This window comes from Ancylomarina sp. 16SWW S1-10-2 (genome assembly GCF_009669305.1).
In the GTDB taxonomy this organism is placed as follows: Bacteria; Bacteroidota; Bacteroidia; order Bacteroidales; family Marinifilaceae; genus Ancylomarina.
The window spans coordinates 1-367 of the sequence record NZ_SADB01000343.1 but is presented as its reverse complement, the minus strand read 5'-3'; the positions used below and the strand labels follow the sequence as shown (position 1 = coordinate 367).

At 33.8% G+C, this 367-nt stretch carries 1 protein-coding gene; it reads right to left on the bottom strand.

Annotated elements, in window-relative coordinates:
• A partial coding sequence (locus EMN46_RS19470) for a hypothetical protein (RefSeq protein WP_154202672.1) occupies positions 1 to 331 on the bottom strand: 331 nt, incomplete at its 3' end.
• Positions 332 to 367 lie beyond the last annotated feature (36 nt).

Sequence of the window (367 nt, the reverse complement as noted above, 5' to 3'; positions counted from 1 at the left end):
CTTGATTCCAAGTTGCTATTTTTTTAGCTAAATCCGCTTGATTAATCACGAATGATAAATCATGAGCAGTATCGTAAAAGTTCTTCACTTTGTCTCGGCCTTTGCCATAATCATCAACTAAGAGCTGGCCTTTTAAGAACAATAAACTGCAGTAACGACTCACAAATCGTAGCTGACAACTAATAATAGGGTTGTAAATATATTGGCTTAACCAATAACTTTTATAAGAAAACTTACCTGTTCTATAAGACATTTTAGCCGAGTTACGATGGTCAATATCCATAGCGACAATGGTCTTTTTCTTTTGTAACACGCCAAAAAATAATGCCATAAAGGTAAAGAGCTTAAAAATATCTTTGGATACACT